This window comes from Nostoc mirabile CHAB5784, assembly GCF_020829645.1.
In the GTDB taxonomy this organism is placed as follows: domain Bacteria; phylum Cyanobacteriota; class Cyanobacteriia; order Cyanobacteriales; family Nostocaceae; genus Nostoc; species Nostoc mirabile.
In genome coordinates this window covers 1-15921 of record NZ_JAIVFS010000139.1, presented here as the reverse complement: position 1 = coordinate 15921, position 15921 = coordinate 1, and the positions used below count along the sequence as shown (strand labels likewise).

Annotated in this window: 23 protein-coding genes and 1 pseudogene; 9 read left to right on the top strand and 15 right to left on the bottom strand. The window is 41.2% G+C overall.

Features of this window, described 5'->3' with window-relative positions; translation table 11 throughout:
- Nucleotides 1-410 precede the first annotated feature (410 nt).
- The 3 genes from LC653_RS40020 to LC653_RS40010 form a co-directional block, all read right to left on the bottom strand.
- Nucleotides 411-629, bottom strand: coding sequence for a hypothetical protein (locus LC653_RS40020; RefSeq protein ID WP_229500875.1), 219 nt, complete (start codon nucleotides 627-629; stop codon nucleotides 411-413).
- A 224-nt stretch (nucleotides 630-853) separates the two neighbouring features.
- Entirely contained in the window at nucleotides 854-1318 is a 465-nt protein-coding gene (locus LC653_RS40015; protein WP_229500874.1) for a hypothetical protein, read from the bottom strand.
- Nucleotides 1306-1497 carry a hypothetical protein gene (locus LC653_RS40010; RefSeq protein ID WP_229500873.1) on the bottom strand — a complete coding sequence of 64 codons (192 nt, stop codon included), beginning with the start codon at nucleotides 1495-1497 and terminating at the stop codon, nucleotides 1306-1308. Before LC653_RS40010 ends, LC653_RS40015 begins: the two co-directional genes overlap by 13 nt.
- A gap of 123 nt (nucleotides 1498-1620) precedes the next feature.
- Here LC653_RS40010 and LC653_RS40005 point away from each other — a divergent pair, with 123 nt between their 5' ends.
- Complete coding sequence (locus LC653_RS40005; RefSeq protein ID WP_229500872.1) at nucleotides 1621-2184, top strand: Uma2 family endonuclease; 564 nt, start codon at nucleotides 1621-1623, stop codon at nucleotides 2182-2184.
- Nucleotides 2185-2498: 314 nt separating this feature from the next.
- Here LC653_RS40005 and LC653_RS40000 read toward each other — a convergent pair whose 3' ends face one another.
- The 6 genes from LC653_RS40000 to LC653_RS39975 form a co-directional block, all read right to left on the bottom strand.
- Nucleotides 2499-3077 (bottom strand): siphovirus Gp157 family protein, encoded by a 579-nt coding sequence (locus LC653_RS40000; RefSeq protein WP_229500871.1) that lies wholly within the window; start codon nucleotides 3075-3077, stop codon nucleotides 2499-2501.
- A gap of 2 nt (nucleotides 3078-3079) precedes the next feature.
- A complete protein-coding gene (locus LC653_RS39995; protein ID WP_229500870.1) occupies nucleotides 3080-3334 on the bottom strand; it encodes a hypothetical protein in 255 nt (84 codons plus the stop codon).
- A 79-nt stretch (nucleotides 3335-3413) separates the two neighbouring features.
- Nucleotides 3414-3860 carry an HNH endonuclease gene (locus tag LC653_RS39990; protein WP_229500869.1) on the bottom strand — a complete coding sequence of 149 codons (447 nt, stop codon included), beginning with the start codon at nucleotides 3858-3860 and terminating at the stop codon, nucleotides 3414-3416.
- 2 nt (nucleotides 3861-3862) lie between these two features.
- Nucleotides 3863-4093, bottom strand: a complete 231-nt coding sequence (locus LC653_RS39985; protein ID WP_104902270.1) for a hypothetical protein — start codon at nucleotides 4091-4093, stop codon at nucleotides 3863-3865.
- Nucleotides 4094-4163: 70 nt separating this feature from the next.
- Nucleotides 4164-4379 (bottom strand): hypothetical protein, encoded by a 216-nt coding sequence (locus tag LC653_RS39980; protein WP_229500868.1) that lies wholly within the window; start codon nucleotides 4377-4379, stop codon nucleotides 4164-4166.
- A gap of 75 nt (nucleotides 4380-4454) precedes the next feature.
- On the bottom strand, nucleotides 4455-4610 hold the full coding sequence (locus LC653_RS39975) for a hypothetical protein (protein ID WP_229500867.1): 156 nt from the start codon (nucleotides 4608-4610) through the stop codon (nucleotides 4455-4457).
- 167 nt (nucleotides 4611-4777) lie between these two features.
- Here LC653_RS39975 and LC653_RS39970 point away from each other — a divergent pair, with 167 nt between their 5' ends.
- Nucleotides 4778-5395 (top strand): hypothetical protein, encoded by a 618-nt coding sequence (locus LC653_RS39970; protein ID WP_229500866.1) that lies wholly within the window; start codon nucleotides 4778-4780, stop codon nucleotides 5393-5395.
- A 149-nt stretch (nucleotides 5396-5544) separates the two neighbouring features.
- Here LC653_RS39970 and LC653_RS39965 read toward each other — a convergent pair whose 3' ends face one another.
- The 4 genes from LC653_RS39965 to LC653_RS39950 all read right to left on the bottom strand — a co-directional run bounded on the left by LC653_RS39965 (nucleotide 5545) and on the right by LC653_RS39950 (nucleotide 9118).
- Nucleotides 5545-6900 (bottom strand): hypothetical protein, encoded by a 1356-nt coding sequence (locus tag LC653_RS39965; RefSeq protein WP_229500865.1) that lies wholly within the window; start codon nucleotides 6898-6900, stop codon nucleotides 5545-5547.
- A 90-nt stretch (nucleotides 6901-6990) separates the two neighbouring features.
- Nucleotides 6991-8496 (bottom strand): relaxase/mobilization nuclease domain-containing protein, encoded by a 1506-nt coding sequence (locus LC653_RS39960; protein ID WP_229500864.1) that lies wholly within the window; start codon nucleotides 8494-8496, stop codon nucleotides 6991-6993.
- The gene (locus LC653_RS39955) at nucleotides 8493-8867 is read right to left on the bottom strand and encodes a plasmid mobilization protein (RefSeq protein ID WP_229500863.1); all 375 of its coding nucleotides are present in this window, start codon (nucleotides 8865-8867) and stop codon (nucleotides 8493-8495) included. Before LC653_RS39955 ends, LC653_RS39960 begins: the two co-directional genes overlap by 4 nt.
- A 68-nt stretch (nucleotides 8868-8935) precedes the next feature.
- A complete protein-coding gene (locus LC653_RS39950; RefSeq protein ID WP_229500862.1) occupies nucleotides 8936-9118 on the bottom strand; it encodes a hypothetical protein in 183 nt (60 codons plus the stop codon).
- 134 nt (nucleotides 9119-9252) lie between these two features.
- Between LC653_RS39950 and LC653_RS39945 the strand changes: the two genes are divergently transcribed.
- The 6 genes from LC653_RS39945 (at nucleotide 9253) to LC653_RS39920 (ending at nucleotide 13293) form a co-directional block, all read left to right on the top strand.
- Nucleotides 9253-10170, top strand: coding sequence for a ParM/StbA family protein (locus LC653_RS39945; RefSeq protein WP_229500861.1), 918 nt, complete (start codon nucleotides 9253-9255; stop codon nucleotides 10168-10170).
- A complete protein-coding gene (locus tag LC653_RS39940; protein WP_229500860.1) occupies nucleotides 10167-10805 on the top strand; it encodes a hypothetical protein in 639 nt (212 codons plus the stop codon). The genes LC653_RS39945 and LC653_RS39940 overlap by 4 nt, the downstream gene beginning before the upstream one ends.
- A 44-nt stretch (nucleotides 10806-10849) precedes the next feature.
- Nucleotides 10850-11620 carry a mobilization protein gene (locus tag LC653_RS39935; protein WP_229500859.1) on the top strand — a complete coding sequence of 257 codons (771 nt, stop codon included), beginning with the start codon at nucleotides 10850-10852 and terminating at the stop codon, nucleotides 11618-11620.
- A 184-nt stretch (nucleotides 11621-11804) separates the two neighbouring features.
- Nucleotides 11805-12173: a DUF6753 family protein gene (locus tag LC653_RS39930; RefSeq protein ID WP_229500858.1), complete on the top strand. Its 369-nt coding sequence runs from the start codon at nucleotides 11805-11807 to the stop codon at nucleotides 12171-12173.
- A complete protein-coding gene (locus LC653_RS39925) occupies nucleotides 12173-12601 on the top strand; it encodes a DUF6753 family protein (protein WP_229500857.1) in 429 nt (142 codons plus the stop codon). Before LC653_RS39930 ends, LC653_RS39925 begins: the two co-directional genes overlap by 1 nt.
- A gap of 152 nt (nucleotides 12602-12753) precedes the next feature.
- Entirely contained in the window at nucleotides 12754-13293 is a 540-nt protein-coding gene (locus LC653_RS39920; RefSeq protein WP_229500856.1) for a hypothetical protein, read from the top strand.
- Nucleotides 13294-13371: 78 nt separating this feature from the next.
- Here LC653_RS39920 and LC653_RS39915 read toward each other — a convergent pair whose 3' ends face one another.
- Together LC653_RS39915 and LC653_RS39910 are read right to left on the bottom strand one after the other, a co-directional pair.
- Nucleotides 13372-13695 (bottom strand): hypothetical protein, encoded by a 324-nt coding sequence (locus tag LC653_RS39915; protein WP_229500855.1) that lies wholly within the window; start codon nucleotides 13693-13695, stop codon nucleotides 13372-13374.
- A 382-nt stretch (nucleotides 13696-14077) separates the two neighbouring features.
- Nucleotides 14078-14734: a primosomal protein gene (locus tag LC653_RS39910; RefSeq protein ID WP_229500854.1), complete on the bottom strand. Its 657-nt coding sequence runs from the start codon at nucleotides 14732-14734 to the stop codon at nucleotides 14078-14080.
- Between the two features lie 499 nt (nucleotides 14735-15233).
- Between LC653_RS39910 and LC653_RS39905 the strand changes: the two are divergent.
- Nucleotides 15234-15921: pseudogene (locus LC653_RS39905) on the top strand (AAA family ATPase); the annotation flags it as partial.

Genomic DNA, 15921 nt, shown 5'->3' with positions numbered 1-15921 from the left:
CCATATAAGGCATCTAAGGATTCTGAATCTCAAAGCCGTTCCCGTTAATTTTAGTATTATTTATTACTTTTAACTATAGTTACTTAAATCAAGTTTTCTCGTCCTCTAAACTAAACCGTTTAGTTTGCACTTGGTGACAGCTTCGCCAGCTCTACGCCGTTTCCAAATAATCAAGTGATTCTGTGGCATCTAAGGTAAATTGGCACTGAGAAAGACTATAGATTGCCTCTGCCATACTGAAGGGTACGAGGTGAGACATATTTTAGTGCAACTCGTTATTATGGGGGCCGGAATTGAATAACAAAGAGACAGAGGTAGGGTGTGGGGTCTACTTCAATCGAAATGCTAACTGCTGTAATGTGGACAATCATTTATCCCTCAAGTCAATTTCCAAGCCCTTTTGTCAGCATTCAAAAACCTTCAGGGATAACGCTAGATGTGGGAGTGCAGGCTATTAGGGATTTTAGGGTTTGGTTGAGTGACTGAGAAAATTCTGTTCCAGCTGCGATCGCCTCTTCAATCTGGACTGATAGCTGTGCTGCATTTTGCCAGTCAATTCCGGTTATGACCTGACGTTGACGCATTTGGTAGCACATTTGGACTGCGGGGTTAATTTCTTCAGGAGCCACTATCAGGGAATCTAGAGAAGAAGTACCTTTTTTACCGGGCTTCTTAATGATATGAATGGGTTCTCCTGGTTGACGCTCAATGTCTGTGTTTGCCAGTTCAGCGCAAAGAGGAGTGAAAGCATCTCGTAATAATTGGTCATCAAAAGCGATCGCTTCTGGAATCCAGTGTTGTTGACCTTCGTAGATAACAAGTAATTTGTTGGTATTTGTAGTAGTTATGGCATTTAAAACAGGGAAATTTGCGTAGTATTACTGCCTGGTTTAGTAATATCTGAGCTAGCAGTTTGAGTGCGAGTTGGAGCCTGGGCAGTGGGCGGTTTATTGGTTTTGACAACTTTAGTCTGGGCTATATTCCGGCGAATTTGGCGATTAGGAAAATCGGCTTTCAGTTCGTCTAATAGTTGAACAATTGCAGGTGGAAAATCACCGAGTTCTTCTTGATTGAGTATGGTAACTACAGGGAAATCACCGTGACTGCTAGCAGCAATCATTACAGGTCTATCTCCTGTTTGTTGTGTAGGTAGTAAAGTGATGACAATTTGAACTTTGCATTGCTCAAAAATAAATGGTTCTAGTTGATTTACCTTGTTGGTAGCAGATGTTTCTATGTCATCGTCGTTTAACTGATGAGAGTCAATTTCATCTTCGTCGTAGCTATTTTCATCACTTACTGGTTCTAAAAGTTGCAAAAAGTTAGCTTTACTGCACGTAAGCGTTCCCTGTCAAATAGCAATCCTAAAGCTTGGAATTGTTCTTCAGCAGTGGTTTTTCCCTGTTGTTCTGAAATGTAAGATTTTAAGGTTTCAGATGTAACAGTGAGGTTGGCTTTGACAATGGCCTGTTCTGGTGTTAGCCATTTTGTAGTCATAGCTTTTTTGGCCTTGTTAACTAGTGTGCAAGCGGTTGTGGCGGTAGCCAGATGTAGAAACTGTTTTTGAGAGTAGGTACTGCTAGACTAAAACATATCCCCTTTGCTTTTCTCGACTGAGCCATGTCTACGGTAATTACCCAATCCCTGACTCTAGAGGAGTTTCTCAAGCTACCAGAAACAAAGCCTGCAAGTATTTACATTAATGGTGAAATTATTCAGAAGCCAATGCCAAAAGGGAAGCATAGCCGATTACAGTTAAGGCTATGCAACAGTATTAATGATGTTGCCGAAAGCGTGCATATTGCTTATGCCTTTCCAGAACTGCGCTGTAGTTTTGGTATCCGCTCAGTAGTACCTGATGTAGCGGTTTTCAACTGGTCGCGTATTCCCTTTGCTGCTGATGGGGAAGACGATAGTGATTTTCTGCTTCCTCCAGACTGGACAATTGAAATTCTTTCTCCCGAACAAAGTTCAAATCGAGTCACAGGCAATATTCTCTATTGCTTAGATCATGGTTGCCAATTAGGTTGGTTAATAGACCCAGAAGATCGTTCTATTTTGGTTTTCCGTCCAAATCAACAACCAGAACTTTTGCAGGGTGATGAGCGTTTGCCAGTGTTAGCCGGGATAGACTTGGAGTTAACTGTTGATCAGGTGTTTAGTTGGCTAAAAATGAGCAGTTAGAGAAACAGTTAAAACAAGTTCTCCACAAACTTTTGATAACGTAAAAACAGGAGTTTCAGCCATCGTGAATCAGGAGTATTCACCATTGGTTTAAGAGCGTAGATGCTTATGAGGCTTGTCGCCAGACATCGCTTGCTTCTGAGCTAGGGGTATCGCCTGAAATGCTAACTAATAGGTTGTTTTGCTCCCTCTCTGTATTTACCTGAAATCTCCGCTTGTCTTGACTTCTAAAAACTTTTTAGTTGACGTATAAGTAGCAGCCAACAAAACAGTAAAATTTCTGCTGTTGGCTGATAAATTAGTTAAAGCTATTGTTAAGTTAAAAGCGAGTCTTTGAAGTCGTGAATTGCCGTTGCTGTCAAAGCATAAATAACTCGGCGCTTACGCATGATGTGAGTGCCATCTACAGGAATACCTTTCTTCCAAGCAGCAATGATAGCTTTCTTGTCTGCTGAGTAAACAGTCTTTTCTCTACGGTATTTTGGAGACAATTGTTCTGCATCTATCAGCACCTCACAACTTGGTGGATTTTCTTGAATTGTGATGCGAAGTGAATTACCAATCATTTGCTCAGGTAGAATTCCTGCGGCGGTTTGTTCTAAAATAGTTTCATCTAATTTTTGTCGCCAGTGTTCTAGTCTTAACAGTGCTGATTGATGTACAGCTTTTAGATGTTCTAGTCGTTGCTTAATAGCCGCTATTTCAGCATCCAGTTGCAATGCTAATTCTGCTTGGATATCAACAACTTCTTCCTGAACTTCCTGAGTTTCCCAAATAGCGGTGATGATAGCAGCTTCTTCTTCAGGAGTCTGGCAATTAGTTAGCTGTTGCCAGAGATGAGCAGCAGTTTGGGAAAGTCCTGCTAAGGATTGTTGAGCGAGTGCTAAATTCATGACTACCACTCCTCACAAACTTGATAGTATTCATATTCAGCTTCAATCTGTTCTAAGATAGCTATAGTGCCTGAATCTAAATTAGTATTGAAAGAGAAATTGAAAGCAATTTCTTGTTTAGGTTGAAGATTTTGATGAGCAGCAGTAGTTGAGTCAAGTGAAGTTGTCAGTGTTTGCATAAATGTTGCTTGCTTAACGCTAGAAACCGTGGCGCGATAGCGCGTCTGGAGAGCAACCGCAGCAAGTTTATCTGTCAATGGCTAGGATTCCAAACCCTCACACAAATACCCGAAAAAGTTTAATTTATTAGTGTTTATTAAGATGGATATTCTTTTACTATTGACGTAGATCATCAATAGGTGGATGCCAACCTGCTGTTAACCAAAGTTGACGGGAATTTAGAATAAACCCATCATCATGGTCTTGATCATTAAAATCAAAACGACTGCAAGTTGCACGACCTATAGGAGTTGTTCCAATGATATTTAACCCATTTTGTGTCCAGATAAAATGCTCTGACCAATTTTGATTTCTCGGATTAAATAATGGAACTTCAGTTTGTGTTTCTGGATCAATCCCAGTTGTAAAATTATACCGTCTTTGATTACAACGATGACAAGCTAAAGCCAAATTATTGAGATCGTCTGTTCCTCCTAAAGATTGAGGAATAATGTGATCAATTGTAAAGGGTGTTGCATTTGAGCGTTCTGGAGAGTGACAATATTCACATAAGTATTTTGCCCTTTTACGGACGTTTAAGCGAACAAAATTGTTGATAACCACAATTAAGACGCAAGTTTAGCGTTGATAAAACTAAAGATTTTTTCTAATTCCAATAAACCAGCTAATTCTGCTTGTTCATCTGGATTGAGTAAATTTTCTTTATTTTTTTCTAATAGTTCCTCTAAACGTATTTGTAATTCTTCAGTAAAAGAAAAAGGACGAAACTGATCGGAAAGATTAAGTTTTATTCCATTTGGTAGCCAAGATGAAGGCTGTTTCATTAATTCTTTCATGGGTATCTCCATTAATCGAGGATTTTGATCATTAGGTTGATTGGGGTTAGATGCTGGAATATTCGGCAATTTAGTGAGGAAGGTTCATTGATTTTTGTCGTAGAGGTATAAATTTAAACAGAGTTTGAAGATGAGATTGATTAATTGTTGCTTGAACAGGATTAATCAAAGTTTTCACTAACTCTAAGGCTTCCTTAGCTAAATTATAACGCTTGTTAAAATCAACACGCAGCATTGTCTCTAAAACTGTTGCTAAACCATCTCTCACCTGTACTAAATTATGCAAAATTACCTCAATAATATTGGTGTAAAATTGTAAATTATATAGCTATATTCCTGTCATTACTTGGATAATAATCATTCAAACAACATAGACATTAGAAGATAATATGGTATGAGCTTTTGCTTGTTCATCAGGCATATATTCTGGTGTACCAATAGTCCAAGTACCACTAAAGAGTTTGCTTTGCTGAATGAGAAGGGTATTGATTTCCTTAACCGCACCAAAATTAATCAAAACCAGCTTACCATATTGCTGACGGCGGATGAGATTAGCGGGTTTTAGGTGACGATGAATGATATTATTATGTACTTGGTCAGTGCCTTAAATAATTTTTTTGATTACAATTAAGGTTGATACTTGCGAATCAAAAGTGTTAAGCGCGATCAGCCCGATAACTACTAATGTCTACTAGCTACTATCCGGTTATCCTTTATCCACCACTAGCAAGACGGTTTAATGCTTATCAAGGACGGGAGCATTTGAAAACTTCGTTTCAAGGATGCGTTCAATTACCAAATGTAAATGGTACGGCCAAGCAAGGTGTCAGTGAAAAGCAATTTTTTCGCCATTTACTGTGTGCTTTTCTGGAGAATATTATCTGTCAAGCGGTGGAATTTGAAATTCCTGGTTCGTCTCGACGTTACTCAGCTGATTTTATCCTTTACCATCAATCTTCTGGGTTAGCTCTCGATATTGAGATTGATGAACCTTATGCTGGAGATACAGGTAAACCTCACCACTGCATTGATGTTGATGACGATAAAATCCGTAACCGTTTTTTCTTGGAGCGCAATTGGGGTGTGGTGAGATTTGCAGAAGTTCAGGTGGTGCGTCATCCTTGGAGTTGTTGTAAGGCGATCGCTCAAATCATCGCTCGCTTGACTGGAGATGATAGCGTATTCATATTATTGCAGAGATTGGCTGATGTTCCTTTACAAAAACAGTGGACAAAGCGTGAGGCTAGGCTGATGGCTAAGAACAATTATCGTCAGTCTTATTTACCAAAAATGGGAAAATAAAACTAGAGATAGTACCTTTAATAGTCATATAGTCTCCCCAAAATAGGGCTACCGTGTACACACAACTATTTTGGAGTTGTCCCACACCGTTTTAATCTTGTACAGAGATAGGTGTACACGGTAGATTATGGGTAAAAATTGGAAGGGTATTACATCGATTTTGTCAACCTCGCGTTAACTAATCTTTTTGGTTTTCTGACGCATTGCTTTTTTGATTTGCGGTGTGACTTCCACTTACGAATGCTCATAGCGATAGAGCCAAAATCCCGACTGGCAAAGGCTGTTGTTTTATTCGCACTGTGCCAAATTGTATCCGCCTCAGTTGATTCAAGTGGAGGTGTACAGCGATCGCAATATCGGTCAAATAGTTGGCGTGGTTCAGGATGATAAGCGATTCGGTTTCTAGTGAGTAAATTAGATGTACCCAGTAGATTACGAGCTAATTTATAGCCAGAATTGTTTCTGTTTCCCTCAGATTCGCCATAAGTTAGTAAAGTGCGATCGCTCAAAGTTAAACAGATAGACAAAGGAACAGACACTCCGCTAGCGCGTAGTTGTTTAAGAGATGAGCAATTATCTCTGGTTGTAGCCTGTGTTACTGTCCCTCGTCGGCAATGTAAGGTTGAGCGAGGGACGGTTACAGAAGGTTGCAGTAGCGCTGCTTGTGGGTCGATAACTTCTCCATTTTTCGCTCTTGTGAGAAGCTGCACCCACTTGCGCCAACGTTGCTCAGAAAGTTCGTAGGGAAATAAGGCTGTAGAATCAAATGCGGTTTCTAGCTCTTTCACGTTGTACTGATAGTTTGACCAATGCTCTAGGGTAATGGGGATGGTTGCACTCAATATTCCATCCACCACCCGTCTGCGAACCATACCTGGCAGTCTCATGGAACGAGCTAAGTTGCAAATGGCTGGATCTGCGTTTTGGATAATCGTCAGTTGGCGATTGAGGTACAGCCATTCAGCAGGATTCAAGGAATGGCTGCATTTAAAGTAAACGTGCAGGGATTTTCCACCTGTATAAACTACGGCGGCGGGTTCCAAGTTCATTTCATCCTTTAGCCAGTCTACAGCTTGTCGCTGCTCACTCAATGCCAAATCATCAATTTCGTAAAATAAACATTGGCATTGACTAACGTGCTGATTGCTGATTCCCTTATCTGGTTGGTTGGGATAAAAGCTGACTGTAGCACCAAGGTATGACATTTTAAATGCCAATGCCCAACCATCAGCATAGCGTTTAGGTGTCAGCCGCCAGCAGGTATTGCCCTGTTTGTCTCGACCTCCGTAAGTGCAGCAGTAGAGTTGAAATCCTTGCTGGGTGATTTTACCGCAGAAAATGTAGTGGGAGTAGACAAATTGACCGTTGCGGCAGTAGTTATTCCAGTTTTTAGGTATTAGGTTTGTGGGCAAGTCCCAAGAAATCCTGAGCCAAATTTTGGTTCCGGTGGTAAAGCCTATTTGTCTTAAGAATTTAATGGTTGTTTGTCTGGGATTGAAGGTCATGGCAGTTACGCCTACAAGTTCATTTCCCAGTGGCGCAATCGCGCTCTTGTTTACAAAATCTCAGTTAAACCCTAACTCTGGTTACTAATATTAAAGTTCCCAACCTTGAGACTCTGCTATTCGACTTTGATTGGGTTGCAGTTTGCTCAGGGTTAGCATCCTATTCCAGCCTGCTTCACCGGGAGAAACTTTTTTGGCTTGAGGTAGTTCAGCCAGTATCTCAGCTATCAAATCCTCAACTTTCTCATAATCTTTAAAAGCGATGACCACTGTATCGATCGCTCGCAAAAATTCTAAAGGTATTTGCTCGCTATCGTCTACACTCCAATACAATGTCGGTTTGCGCTTTTCTTTGTCAACAGTTGATTCTAAGGCAATCACAGAGAGAACTTCAATCGGGTCACTTAGTAGCACTGCTCTTTTTACTGTGGCATCTGTAGCAATCCAAAAACTACCATTTTTCGTAGCTTCAGAGTTCAGGGGAATGGCGGTGAAGTTACCTGTTGGTTCTAGCTGCTTGGCAAGAGTTGGAAGATCGTCGAGCGTGCGTTCCACAAATATTGCTTGACCTGTTTGACTCGCATAGAGCCAACCCTTTTCATACAGTTCTGTGAGCAGAGAATTAGGTAAATTGTACTGCTGGCTTAATTTTAGGCGTATTTGCTCCCAGTTTGTTGGTTCTGGTATAGGCAAGGAGTTTGTTTGAGTAACTGCTGGTGTGGGATTTTCAACAGTTTGCTCCATCAGTTTCTTTGTGCGTTTGTCATCCTGTTTTGGAGGCACTGCTGGTGTGGGATTTTCAACAGCTTGCTCCATCAGTTTCTGGATACGTTTGTCATCCCGCTTGGGACTGTAGTTTACCCCTCGATGCTTTTGTAAACCAGGAAAGGTATATGCTTTACCGAGATGCGTACCACTAAAAGCCACACCATCAAGTTGATAACTAATGCCTTTGACTTTGCCCGTGCGAGTATAACCAACACGGACATTAATACCTTGTTGTTGCGCTCGCTCTATTAACTCTGGCATAGTAGGATGGTCGTGGGTTGCTTGGTCGAGCGATCGCTGAAGTTTGACCCTAACGCTTTCCTCTCCAGTTCTGGCAAGTTGCCTACGTTCGCCAGTAGTTGGACTGTGCTTATCTTTTTCCCAACTTGGTTGCACCGATTGCAAATTGTATTCCTGCTCCAACTTGCGAATTACCGCTTCACTTCTGCGATCGTCCCAGCTATCAGAAACTGTAGTCCCATCTAATTGAATGCGACTGGCAGCAATATGTATGTGTTCATGAGTACGGTCAGTATGCCGCACTACGACATATTGGTTCATATTAAAACCCATTGCTTGCAGATACTTTTGGGCGATTTCATCCCAAGTATCATCATCTAAACTCTCTTTATGGGCCAAACTGAGAGAAGCGTGATAAACAGCCCTGTTCACCTTCGGGTTTAATCTTCGAGATATACCAAATTCAGCTGCTAGTTCGCGTGGGTTTGTTCCTTCCATATTCCCACCGATTTGTCTTGCTCCATCTTTGCCAAAGAGGTAATTTAGCAGTCCCCGAAAACTTTTACCTTTGATGTGCTTGCCAATCATCCTTCATCTTGTAAATCAGTAATTAAATCAATTTCAGCAATCTCTCGCCGTACCTGTTTCACCAAATCTCTTACCTGTGACAACAATGCTCTATCTACGACCACAGGTTCTCCCATAAGTACTGAAGTATTGATTGCTTTAGCTATTTGGTTGAGATTGTTACCTATTTTCCCCAACTCCCAGTAAGTTTGGCCTGCTACTTTGGTGACACGCCTGGGCAATCTATTTTTCAGAGTCTTGGCACGAAACAATTCACTCATAGTGAGATTATTTTCATCTGCCGTTAACTGTGCTTTCTCGTATTCTGCCAAAGTCAGTCTAATGTCTATCCTGTGTGAGCGTTTTTGTCGCATTATTGATGCATTAGTCATTAGCTGTTTTAAGTTTGACGACTGCACTATCATTTGTCATTGACCAAGCGGTTACTTACGATTCTGGTTCAATACCAAGATGCGACGCGAGATAATAGAATGCGCTGCAATAGCTTTGGTTGAGTACTAAGGAAGTCAAGATAGCGATCGCCTACGGCGGGATGTAGCTCATCGCGCAATTGAAAAGCTAATCCGCCCAAACCTTGCAGAAATTTTCCAGGCTGAACTCCTAAAGAGAATTTTCGTATCATCTTCCCCTCTGTCACGGTGGTTGACCTACTTAGGTAGGGGAACCGTGAAAAGAGGGCAAGTTTGTTGCCGCACCTGGGGGTGCGTTTTTTCTCCCCAGAAAAAATGTCCGGACAGCAACATAGCTTGCTAGGTAGTGGGATTCCTGGCACGGCAGTTTTCAGCATCTGCCAGACTCGATAAGCTCAAGTACGAAACCTCAATTCACAAAGCCTTGGCGGTTATTGGTGCGATCGCTCAACACAACAAATTGCCTAACAGGTTTTCACTATCACTGACCTCACTACTACCCTATGGTGAATATCAAAATCGCCAAGCATTTGAGCAACAGTTGCAGTCTGCACTCAAGGATTTTAGGTTTCGGGGTCAAAGGTTGCGGGTGAAGCTGGAGAGATTCGAGTGCCTACCCGAAGGTGCGGGATTGGCAATGATTCGCCAACGTCAGAATGGTAAAGAATGGTTCAACGCCCAAACCATTGCAGTGCTAATGTTTGGGCATCGCAATACCAGCCTTCTATTATTTGAACGGGGCAAGATGACGGTGGGTTATACCAATGGGCTGGGCTTTCACCAAATGGTAAAGCGAGTAATTGAGCGCACATCTGGACAGGATGCCACTGCTTTGACCTCTGCCATCTATGCAGCCGGTTCAGATATCACGGCTGATAACCAAGCAATTCGTGCTCTAGTCAAAAGCAGAGAACCTAAAAATATTGATTATGAATTGCAGATGATTGTTAATGCCATTGCTACTGCTAAAGCTGAGTATTGGTCTAGGCTTTACGATTGGCTGGAATCAACTTTACCTGCGGTGAACGAGGTGATTTTGAGTGGTGGCGCAGCATTGTACTTAGAGCAAGAGTTACAAGACTGCTTTCAAGAAATTTCAACTTATTGGGGTGCTGACTTACAACAGCAGGTACAAGAAGTATTCAAGGATAAAAGTAATGATTATTGCCATACTTTCCGAGAGCAGGAAGCTTTGTCGTTTAGGTTGATTGATGCGTTTGGTTTGTTTATGCGGTTTAGAGCGCAAATCGAGAAGGTAGCATGACTACAAATAAAAAACAACCCAAAAATAATGACAATAATAGACAGCCCAGTAGTAACGGTAGTCGTAGGCTGTCTGAAGAAACTGATACTAACAGACAAAGACAATATAAAAATTTGACTCTTCGGCTTCGTGCTTACTCAAATACTGTTGATGCAAAGCTAATTATATATTTGCAAAAAGGAAATGGAGTCAGTACTAGCAAAGAGATGATATTACAGGCATTACGAATGTGTTGGTTGCCTTTAGCATATCAAGCTCAAGCAAATGCGGATGTACAAATTAGTGATAAAGAGGTGCGTCAGGTAGGGTTAATTTGTTGTCATGCCCTGGAACAACATTTGGCTTATTTGCGAATGGAACTAGGATTACCACATAAATCAAGTGATGTTTTGCCTGTACCTCTCAGCACTATGACCAATCCTCAAACCCTTGCTACTATGTTCGGTCTAGAAATTGGTAATAGCGGTGGTATTGATGATGAAAATGATAGTAATGCTAGCGCTAAAGCTAAAAGTAAAGGCAATGGCAGTAGTAATAGTGACAACCAGCCAAAACATAAAATAGATTCTGATTCCTTCATTCCTGGTGAGGGGTCTTTCTATGATGAAACAGACGATATGTTTGAGAATATTTAAGTATTTATTAATGCACATTTATTAAATCACAAAGGAGATTGAAAATGGCAGCAATTCACTTCATTGATGGTGAAAAAGGTGGAGTTGGCAAGTCTTTGTTTGCACGGGTTATGGTGCAATACTGCATTGACAATAAACTCTCTTATGAGTTGGTAGAAGCAGACCAAAGTAATCCAGATGTGGGCGCATTTTACCCAGATAATCATAAAACAGCAGTTTTTAGCGAATCAGAGCGTAAAGCTTACAATGCTGATGAAATTTTTAATTTAGCACTAACAACTTCTGTCATTGTTAATTTACCTGCTCAAGTATACCCAGCAGTAACTGATTGGATTGAGCGGAATCAAATCCTAGAAATTACTGGAAAAAATAAGGTCAAAATATATAAGTGGTTTGTTTGTAGTGGTGGTTATGATAGTGTTCAATTATTTATGCAATCTCTCGGACGCTTTGAAAACAAGATTAAGCATATCTTTGTACGCAATTGTGGTTTATGCGATGACTGGAAACACGTAGATGGACGTAAGGATTTACAGGATTTAATCAAAGCTTATAAAGTAGCTGTCATCAATTTTCCCAAGTTCAGCTATCGAGAGCGGGATATCCTCGATGCCAATCAAATAAATTTTTCTGCGGCTAGAGATTATGGAGAGTTAGGTGTATTGGGTAAGCAGCGATTACACAGTTTTCTCAAAAGAGCTTCTGAGGAAATTGAGAAAGCTAAAATTTGGAATCTTCCAGCAGCTTCAATTACTTCCCCAACAGAAAAAGTTGATGATGCTAATGTCAACGGCAAGGTTGCTACCAAGAAGTAATCTAATTCAGGAGTCGTGTACATGGATAGCGGGGGGTTTAGCCTGTGCAATTAATTTTACTTTTTTACTCAGGACTAATTACTCAGCACTCAGCACTGTTTCGGTGACATCTCCCACCATCAAATCAAATTACCAAATGAGCGTAGGGTACGAGGGCGCTAATTAGCTAAAAGCAAATACAGATATGAGTAATTCTCACACTGAAGAACTCGATTTAGACGATGAGTTTTTGGATTCAGTAGCCGCTAGAGGCAAAGGACTGAGCCAAATTCCTTACCCAACTTTACTAGATTTAGCCATTCGAGGTAAAGATGATTCATTTAAAGCTAGGGTTTGGGAAATAGTAGTCCAAACCGGACTAGACCCTGATGACCCAGCATTTCTGATGATGATTGCTACTGGCAGGCTACAAGTACTGTTGGAAGACAATCCCAAAGAAATGGAAGCAATGTTTGACCTGTGGCAAACGCAGCTTTATGACTATCTCCAGACATATGAAAAGGCAGCAGTAAAAGGTCAGCAAAAAGCGATCGCTCAGTCAGTGGCGGCATAGTGGCGGCATTAATTAGGCGTACTGAATTTGAGCGTGCTATTCATTCAGTTCCCTCTTTAATTGCTGCGGGGATACTGCTATTAATTGCAGATGGAGTGGGTGGACTGATAAGTATAGGTGGAATGTCCTGGTATCAATCTAGTCATCTAGATCCTGCCGGGCCACGTCAACTCACACAAGCCCAAGCCAATGCTTTGGAATGGGCAACCAGTAATGAAGGTAAGTTTGCTCACAACCTAATGCAATGGAATCAAGATTTGCTCAGTCGTGACCAAAACGGTCAACTTGTTTGTGCTAAGGATGTCAAGCGTTTGGGGGTAACGCTGGAAATTGGAGCGAGTAGCAGGAAAGCCTCATCCGGTTTTTGCACTTTATGGACATCACCTGCTAATCAGCGCCAGTTTGTATCTAAACCGCGTCTACCTTGAAAACCATAGTTTTTTGGAATTAGAGTAAAGCTCAGAACTCAAGCCACAACCGAATAATATACTCTCCTTAAAAACTCCAGGTTTCAAAATGGACGGGGTTTAAGTTAAAAAATTAGTTGTCAATTTCTCAATCGTAGAAGAGGATTCAGCAGATGTTTACCTGCAAAGTTAACTGGCTTTGGCTGCTAGTAATAGGAGGTATAGTTACAGCTTGTACCCCTGCTACTGTAAATGTCAGTGGCAAGGATGAGAAGAATACGACTCAAGCTCAAACTGTGCCTGATTATCCGCCGATGTATGATGTGGATGTTAAAGTTTGTGGCAACATTATTGCCCCTTTCAAGGATGGAAAACGTTGTGTAAATCAACAATTGCGTTTGTGGGGGCCAGTAGGAGAGGCAAAATTAGTTCGTGCTGGTATTTCTCTACCATCAGTTTCTAGCGTAGAGCATAAATTAGCGATCGCCTCGAAAGGCTGTTATCCTGTTTATTCCCAACCTGACCAGCAGCAGTTTTATTGGGCTGATTCCATTATTCAAGTCAACAGGGGAGGAACTGCACCCACAGTCGAAGTGAAGCCAACTCAACTTTCAAACCAGCAGATTTATGAGTTGATGACTAGTAAACTTTCCAGTCGGACAATTACAACATTTGGTGGGGTGGGATGCGAAGCTGCATCTTCGGTAAAATAAAGCTTTTACAGTTGAGGGTGGGTGGGCAAAAAAGTTACCCCACTAAAATGTGGGGCTACTGTGAGAACCAGCAGGTAATTATGAAGCTTCAGCCCATCTAGCTGTACGTTGTTGTTTATGAGCTTTACGCCGCTCCCGTACTGCATCCAAATCTTTCAGTCCATACAGACGTTTGGCGTATGTTAGTAGTTCATTGATGGGAGTTTCGCTATAGTCCTGGCGAAAGTAAATGTTATGTTCGTTCCAATCAAATTCTTGCTGATTAAAACGTGCTTGAGCAGCAAGTTCTCTGCCTGATTCCTCACGTAAAACTTCCAGTACCATTAATCGCACTTTATCCTGATATCCTATTACTTGATCCAACGCTTTTGTTTGTTGCTGATTACGAGTCATTTGAGTCATTTGATTATCCTTTGATTAACGAATTGCTACATCTCACCTGGACAGCATCGACAGATGCCTTCTGAGTTAGAGTTCACTTTTAAATCTCTTCAATTCAGCAGCAATCGCTGCATTCAATTCTGTTTGTTGGATGCGGGTGGGCGGGAAATACAATGCCCTGAATTATCTAATTCAGGGCATTGTGATTAATGCGAACGTTAGCGTTAACCATGAGAATTACTCCTTGATATTTAGTATTTTTCTCATAGAAACAGCATCGAAAGATGCAATTCGCTCCATTTTCAATTCTTTATTCTGCAAAAAAATAACCTGTATTGTTTGAGGCAATACAGGTTATTTTGGGTTATTATTCTGTAAATTACTGAGAATAAGTCGGAATTATTTACTCGTCTTCATCTTCTTCATCTAATTCGTCATATTCATCTAAATCCTCGTCGAGTTCATCTTCGATATCCTCATCCTCCTCATCTTCATACAGGTCTTCGTCCAGTTCATCATCTAAATCGTCAAGTTCTTCCTCTTCTTGTTCTTGGAAAGAATTACGACGTTCCAGAGATGCACGGTTGAATTCAACTAAATCTGCTATTGCTTGCTCTGGGTCAGTGCTAATAGTGTCGTAGAGCATACTCATGAAAATTGCCACTACTTCTGGTGCATATTTGAGTGCATCTGGTTGTCCAAACAATTTAGTAAATAATTTGGTATTCCATTTCTGCCAATCAAACTTTTTGTTACCACCTTTCTTTTTCACCTGAGCAGCAATGTCAAGTCCGAGTTTTTCACGGGCTGCATGACCGATTTTAGTTGAAACACGCGAATCCCGTAGCTGCAACTTAACGCCGTATTTTTTGAAGATTAGGTTCCGCAATTCCTTCAACAATGCTAATGCCTCTTCTTGTGGTGAAGCATTCGCTACCTTTGATTTAGTTGTAGCGGATGTGCCATTGGTTTTGGCAGATGTTTTAGCATTAGCTCCGTTGCGATTGTTGTTATTGGTTCTAGCTTTAGCGATTCCTTCGGAGCGCTTTGCATACGCCATTTTACAGCTTCCTTTAATGAAGTAAATTTTTCACCTCCTTGCCGCAATCGCGGCTTTCACATCCATTTCATTTCAATTTCATTTTTTTGCGATTTCAAACCTGTCTTTGCTGCGACGACAAATTTATGCTTTGGAATTAAGAGATAAAGAAACGCACTAGGAGCAGTTTCCGAAATTAACGCTGTACTGGAGGCGATCCTCAGATCTTGCACCAGTCCCAAAAACCGCCAAAGGTTAGAAACCTATGGCTAATAGCGAAAGTCCTCTTTAAGAGGACTAAATCTATCAATGGCAAAGATCTCAGTCCACTTGAGTGGACTTGGGCTGTAAGAGCGAGAATTTATTCTCTGGCGGTAGATTGGGCAGGTGCAAGATCTGAGGATCGCTCTTTTTCACACAAGAAATATAGCCAACCCGTTAGTAATAATTATCCGTGTGGCTAAAGCATCAGTAATAAATTTGCTCTACAAGGAGAAAGTAAGTTGTTAAAGTCAGGTTTATGAAATTGATAACAGACTGGCCTGCTCTGGCTGACCAAAATACTCCAATTGTGGCTGTGGAGTATCATACGCCTGACAGAATACAGATATTACAGCAGTTTTACCATTGGGGTGAAGAACGTTCTTTGTCAGTCTTTGTCTGGAATCCTGGTTACTGTGGACTACAGAAATTAATTCACCATCAAGGTCAGTACATCTTACAGTCAACTGACAGAGGTAAAGACGGGGACATTATTCAGTATCTTCTGGAGGAATATCAATCGGGTATTTATTTACTGGAGGGAATGCTAAATGAGGGTGATGGTAGCAAAATAAGTCAAAAATGTACTTATCAATTACTCAATGCCTGTCATCAAGCTCTCTGGAGTCAACAACGTCATTACTGGGTGTTATTGGAAACTTACGTTCAACTATCTTTAGAATTACAGCCTTTTATTCCTGTACTGTCACATCCACTTCCAGACCAACAGCAGGTGCAGGTGGTTGTGCAGCAGTTTTGTGATACCTGGGTTGGGCATAGTCATTCCCGGCTTCAGCAGTTTGAGGGGTGCGATCGCCTACGCCGCGCTGTAACCGATCGCAATTCTTGGTTAAAGACAACAGAAAAAACATCAGCACTGCAATTGCTCTTTCGTGCCTGTCAGGGTTTACCCATAGGCGAGATAAATATGCTACTACAGCAATGTC

Bases quoted from the DNA above. Each gene is read 5' to 3' on its own strand.
- LC653_RS40010 (WP_229500873.1), bottom strand. From the start codon at position 1,497: ATGACTACAAAATGGCTAACACCAGAACAGGCCATTGTCAAAGCCAAC.
- LC653_RS40005 (WP_229500872.1), top strand. From the start codon at position 1,621: ATGTCTACGGTAATTACCCAATCCCTGACTCTAGAGGAGTTTCTCAAG.
- LC653_RS40000 (WP_229500871.1), bottom strand. From the start codon at position 3,077: ATGAATTTAGCACTCGCTCAACAATCCTTAGCAGGACTTTCCCAAACT.
- LC653_RS39985 (WP_104902270.1), bottom strand. From the start codon at position 4,093: ATGAAAGAATTAATGAAACAGCCTTCATCTTGGCTACCAAATGGAATA.
- LC653_RS39970 (WP_229500866.1), top strand. From the start codon at position 4,778: ATGTCTACTAGCTACTATCCGGTTATCCTTTATCCACCACTAGCAAGA.
- LC653_RS39965 (WP_229500865.1), bottom strand. From the start codon at position 6,900: ATGACCTTCAATCCCAGACAAACAACCATTAAATTCTTAAGACAAATA.
- LC653_RS39960 (WP_229500864.1), bottom strand. From the start codon at position 8,496: ATGATTGGCAAGCACATCAAAGGTAAAAGTTTTCGGGGACTGCTAAAT.
- LC653_RS39955 (WP_229500863.1), bottom strand. From the start codon at position 8,867: ATGACTAATGCATCAATAATGCGACAAAAACGCTCACACAGGATAGAC.
- LC653_RS39950 (WP_229500862.1), bottom strand. From the start codon at position 9,118: ATGATACGAAAATTCTCTTTAGGAGTTCAGCCTGGAAAATTTCTGCAA.
- LC653_RS39940 (WP_229500860.1), top strand. From the start codon at position 10,167: ATGACTACAAATAAAAAACAACCCAAAAATAATGACAATAATAGACAG.
- LC653_RS39935 (WP_229500859.1), top strand. From the start codon at position 10,850: ATGGCAGCAATTCACTTCATTGATGGTGAAAAAGGTGGAGTTGGCAAG.
- LC653_RS39930 (WP_229500858.1), top strand. From the start codon at position 11,805: ATGAGTAATTCTCACACTGAAGAACTCGATTTAGACGATGAGTTTTTG.
- LC653_RS39920 (WP_229500856.1), top strand. From the start codon at position 12,754: ATGTTTACCTGCAAAGTTAACTGGCTTTGGCTGCTAGTAATAGGAGGT.
- LC653_RS39915 (WP_229500855.1), bottom strand. From the start codon at position 13,695: ATGACTCAAATGACTCGTAATCAGCAACAAACAAAAGCGTTGGATCAA.
- LC653_RS39910 (WP_229500854.1), bottom strand. From the start codon at position 14,734: ATGGCGTATGCAAAGCGCTCCGAAGGAATCGCTAAAGCTAGAACCAAT.